A 4,914-nucleotide genomic window follows, 5' to 3' on the forward strand; every position below is an offset into this window, starting at 1 on the left:
GCGGGGTGCTCCGCCTCCGCGCCGCCGGCCCCGGCGCTGCGGCGCAGCAGCGCCTCCACCGCCTTGCGGTCGGCCTTCCCGTTGGCGTTCAGCGGGAGCTGCACGGCATGTGCCAGCCGCGTCGGCACCATCGCGTCGAGCAGGCTGCGTGCCGCGTGCTCCGTCAAATCCGCCTCGTCCAGGGGCTGCTGGTGGACGGTCGTGTAGGCCGCCGCGAGCTGAACCCGCCCGGGCGCCGTCTCCAGCGGAAGAACACAGCAGGCGGCGACCTCGGGGTGGTTCTCCAGGACGGCCTCGACCTCGCCGGCCTCGATCCGCACTCCCCGGATCTTGAACTGGTGGTCGGTCCTCCCCCGGTAGCGCAGCAGCCCCTCGGCGTCGCGCACCGCGAGGTCGCCCGTGCGGTAGAAGCGCACGCCGCCCTCGGTGAAGAACCTGCGAGCGGTCTCCTCGGGGGCGCCCGCGTAGCCGAGGGCCACTCCGTCGCCGGCGACTGCGATCTCGCCCATGTCGCCGTCCGCGACAGGCCGCCCGTCCGCGCCGAGCAGGGCCACCGTGGTGCGGGGCACCGGCGTCCCGATCGGGATCTCCGTGCTGCCCTCATCCACGTCGGCCGGGCGGATCACGTGGGTGGTGGCGAAAATGGTGCTCTCGACCGGCCCGTATCCGTTGACCATGTGCAGAGCGGGGAACTCGGTCACCACGCGGCGGGCGTTGCTCACCGACACCCGCTCGCCGCCGACCAGCAGCAGGCGCACCGCGCCGAAGAGCTCGATCCGCTCCTCCGCCAGCACGTTGAACAGCGAGCTGGTGAGCCAGAGGCTGTTCACGCCCTGCCGTATGGCCGCCTCCAGCCCCTGTGCGTCCAGCGCCGTGGCCGCCCGGTCCATCAGGACGCAGCGGCCGCCGTTGAGCAGCGGTGCCCACAGCTCGAGCGAGAGCCCGTCCCAGGGCAGCGGAGCCGCCTGGTGGAACACCGAGTCCTGGCCGAGGGGAATGTCCGGGCAGTTGACCAGGGTGCGGATGGTTCCCCGGTGCGGGGAGAGCACCCCCTTGGGTTTCCCGGTGGAGCCGGAGGTGTAGAAGACGCTGGCCGTCGCGGTGCCGTCGTACAGCGGCTCGGGGACCGGGGCGGTGCGCCCGAGCTCCAGCAGGGAGGCGAGGGTGACGGTGCGCACCTCCGCCCCGGCCGGGACGGTCCGCGCGCCGGGCGCATCGATGACGCACAGCGCCGTATCCGTGCCCCGGAGCGTCTCGTCCACCCGTGCCTGCGGCCACTGCGGGTCGATCGCCACGTAGGAGGCGCCCGCGCGCAGGACGCCGAGCAGCGTGGTCACCAGTTCCGGTGAGCGCGGTATGCGCACCGCGACGTGCCGGCCAGGCTCGACACGGAGCCGGCTCAGCGCGGCCGCCACCGTCTCGGCCCGCGCGATCAACTCGCCGTAGGTGAGCTTCCGTTCGCCCTGCTGAACGGCGACCGCGTGGGGCCGAAGCCGGGCATGGTGGGCCACCACCTGTTCGATGCGCTCACCGAACCCATAGGGGCTGTCGTCGGCGGGGGTACTCATCAGATGACCTCCACGGGGAGGCGGGTGATGCCGAGCAGGAAGTTCGAACGCAGCCGGCGGACGTCGTCGGCAAGCCTGAACCGGAGCCCGGAAACCATCAGCTGGCCGAAGAGCAGCGACAGCTCCGCCTGAGCGATGGGCGCACCGATGCAGCGGTGCAGCCCTGAACCGTAGGTCAGGTGGCGGTTGGGAGTGCGGGTGATGTCGAAGAGGTGCGGGTCCTGGAACTGGGCCTCGTCGCGGTTGGCGGAGTAGTTCCACAGGGTGACCGACTCGCCGGCCTTGATCCGGACGCCACCGCGTTCCACATCGTGCTTGGCCACCCGCTGCACGTAGGCGTTGGTCGAGCTCCAGCGCAGCATCTCCTCGACGGCGGTGCCGACGAGCTGTGGCGACTCGCGCAGCCGCTGGTACTGCTCGGGATGGTCCATCAGCGCGAGCAGGCCGGTGCACGCGGTGTACGACGACGTCTCATTGCCGCCGACGGCGACGTTCATGCAGTTGTAGAAGATCTCCTCCTCGCTCAGCCGGCGGCCGTTGACCTCCGCGCGCACGAGGGTGCTGATCAGGTCGTCGCCGGGGTTGCGGCGGCGCTCGGCGACGATGTCGGCGAAGAACTCGAACACCTCGGCCTGGAGCCAGGCCAGGCGCAGCCGCTGGTCACCGCCGGTGTCCACGAAGATCTCATCGCGGTAGCCGACCATCCGCCGGGTCAGCCCGATGAGGTGGTGAGCCTGCTCGTGGCTGATGCCCATGACCACCATGAGCGCACCGGCCGGAAGCTCCGGAGCGATGTCGGTGGCGAAGTCGCAGCCGCCGTCCGCACCGGTCCGCTCCAGGGCGCGGGCGAGGAGCTCGGCGACCTGTGCCGCGACGCGCTTGGCCGCGCCCGGTGACATCGACGGGTGGATCACCTGCTTGAGCATGCGGTGGCGGGGCAGGTCGGTGGTGACCAGCATCCGCCCGGCCGAGGTGTCGTCCTCGCTGCGGAAGGAGCCGCCCACGATGGCGCCGCGCCCGGAGCCGAAGGTCTCGTGGTTGCGGTAGGCCCACATCACGTCGTCGTACGTGGTCAGGGCCCAGAAGCGGCTGCCGTCGGCGCCTTCGTTCCAGTAGATGGGCTGATCGGCGCGGAGCTTGGCGAAGGCGGCCGTGTGGTCGCCGCGCATGAACAGGTCGACGTCGGTGAGATCGATACCGGTGACCGTCTGCGGCTGGGTCAGGGTCTGCTGGCTCATGCCGTCCCTCCTTCGCGCGACGCGTCGATGGCCGCCGCGAGGTCCTTCAGCACGGTGTTGTTGAGCAGCACCGGGAAGGGGAGGGAGAGGCCGAGCTCGCGGTTGATGCGGTGGTGCATGCGGAAGGCGAGCAGCGAGTGGCCGCCCAGGCCGAAGAAGTCCTCGTCCCTGCCGACGCGTTCGGTGCTGAGCAGGTTCTCCCAGAGGCCGGCGAGGAACCGCTCGGTGTCGGTCTGCGGACCCGCGTACGATTCCTCGCGCTCCAGGTGCTTGGCGAGCACCTCGCGCAGGGCGTCGAGGTCGCGCTTGCCGTGCGCCGTCGCCGGGATCCGGTCCTGCGTGATGAACTGGCTGGGCACCATGAAGTCCGGCAGGTCGCGCTCGGCCCGCTCGCGCAGCTCCTTGACGCCCAGGCCGTTTTCGAGCACCACGAACGCCACCAGGCGCCGGTCGTTGCCCTCGCCCTGCGGCAGCACGACGGCTTCCTGGACCTCGGGGTAGCGGCGCAGACCTCGCTCGACCTCACCCGGTTCGACCCGGTAGCCACGGATCTTGACCTGGTTGTCGGCACGGCCGACGAACATCAAGGCGCCGTCCTCGCGCTGCCGCGCCAAGTCGCCGGTGCGGTACATGCGTGCGCCGTCGGCCTCGCCCGGCAGGGTGAGGAAGCGTTCGTCGGTCAGATCGGGGCGGTCCTGGTAGCCGCGGGCCACGCCGGGGCCGCTGACGAACAGCTCGCCGGTCTCGCCGGGGGCCACGGGCTCCAGCTCCGGGGAGAGCACCCGCACCGACACTCCGTCCAGAGGCAGGCCGATCGGGATGGCGTCGGACTCCGCGTCCTCGGCCGTCACCTGATGCGCGGTGCAGGCGGTGGTGATCTCGGCAGGACCGTAGAGGTTGTAGAGGGCGCCCTTGAACTGCCCGCCCAACAGCGCCCGGCAGGCTGCCGGGAGGAGCACGTCGCCGCCGGCCTGGAGGACGCGCAGCGGGGCGAAGGCGTCCCGGTCCTCGCGCACCACGTGGTTGACCACCATGGTCGGCACGAGCATCGCCGTGATGCCGTACTGCCTCATCTGCCGCTGGAAGTCGGCGGCCAGCAGATCCGGCACAGGCGGGAGGATGACCGCCTGCGCACCGTACCCGAGAGTGCTCCACATTTCGAAGTGGAAAGCGTCGAAGGAAATGCTGGATATCTGGCCGACCCGGTCCGCCGTCGTGAGCACCGGCAGGCTCGGGTTACTGGCGAAGGAGACGATGTTGCGGTGCTCCAGGACAATCGCCTTGGGCTCACCGGAGGAACCGGAGGTGAACAGCACGCTGGCCGCGCTGTTCGGTTCCACAACCCCCTCGGTCGGAGCGGTGTCCGCAGCGGCGCGGTCTTCGATGGAGACGATCCGGGCGGACACAGACGTCAGCCGGTCCTCCCATCCGGCCTCGGTGAGCACGATCTTCGCGCCGCTGCTGTCCAGCATCAGATCGCGACGGGTGTCCGGGTAGCGGCTGTCCACGGCGACATAGGCCGCCCCCGACTTGAGAATTCCGAGGATCGCCACGAAGAGCTCGACCGACCTGCGCAGATAAATCCCGACACGGTCCTCGGCCCCTACCCCATGACTCCGCAGCAAGGCGCTGACCGCGTTGGACTCCTCGTCCAGCTGCGCATAGGTCAGAGTCCGGGTGTCATCACGAACGGCCGGGCGGTGCGGGTGCGACTCCACAGACCGCCCGAAGAGCTCCGTGAGGGTGCCGACAGATCCCCTGATTACCACTGCTTCCTCCTGTTTTTCATATGACATTCTCGGAATTCGCGATAGGCAACCCTACACGCCGCACCATCAAGTAATAATGGGTAGAATTGTCTTGCTGACGAGCAACAACGTTGTCCTCGACATGAAGCTCGCATTTAAGCAAGCCCAGAAAGGTGTCAACTTTACAGAAGTCGAACGTGAATGTGATGGCATCGGTAGGCGAATTCTGCCGCGCCAGGGCACCGAAGGAATTGACCGGAAGGCTGCGTGCGGCGCTGTTCGGGGAGCGCGGCGATGTGCTGGGTCATGTCGGTCACCTGAGACTCCTGATGCGTAGCGGTGCCTCGCCTGCCGGGTCGT

The 4,914-nt window shown here is 69.4% G+C and carries 3 protein-coding genes; all 3 read right to left on the reverse strand.

Annotated features, from left to right (window positions below; genetic code table 11):
* Window positions 1-1,568, reverse strand: a 1,568-nt coding sequence (locus AB0O67_RS36570) for an amino acid adenylation domain-containing protein (protein ID WP_365460174.1), incomplete at its 3' end; no start/stop codon positions are given.
* Entirely contained in the window at window positions 1,568-2,806 is a 1,239-nt protein-coding gene (locus AB0O67_RS36575) for a cytochrome P450 (protein ID WP_365460177.1), read from the reverse strand. The genes AB0O67_RS36575 and AB0O67_RS36570, both read right to left, overlap by 1 nt.
* Complete coding sequence (locus tag AB0O67_RS36580; RefSeq protein WP_365460180.1) at window positions 2,803-4,575, reverse strand: non-ribosomal peptide synthetase; 1,773 nt, start codon at window positions 4,573-4,575, stop codon at window positions 2,803-2,805. The genes AB0O67_RS36575 and AB0O67_RS36580 overlap by 4 nt, the downstream gene beginning before the upstream one ends.
* Window positions 4,576-4,914: the final 339 nt, after the last annotated feature.

The organism is Streptomyces sp. NPDC086077, assembly GCF_040686175.1.
GTDB lineage: Bacteria > Actinomycetota > Actinomycetes > Streptomycetales > Streptomycetaceae > Streptomyces.

What these genes read in the sequence shown, in the direction of transcription:
- AB0O67_RS36575 (WP_365460177.1), bottom strand. Translation starts at nt 2,806, where the DNA reads ATGAGCCAGCAGACCCTGACCCAGCCGCAGACGGTCACCGGTATCGAT.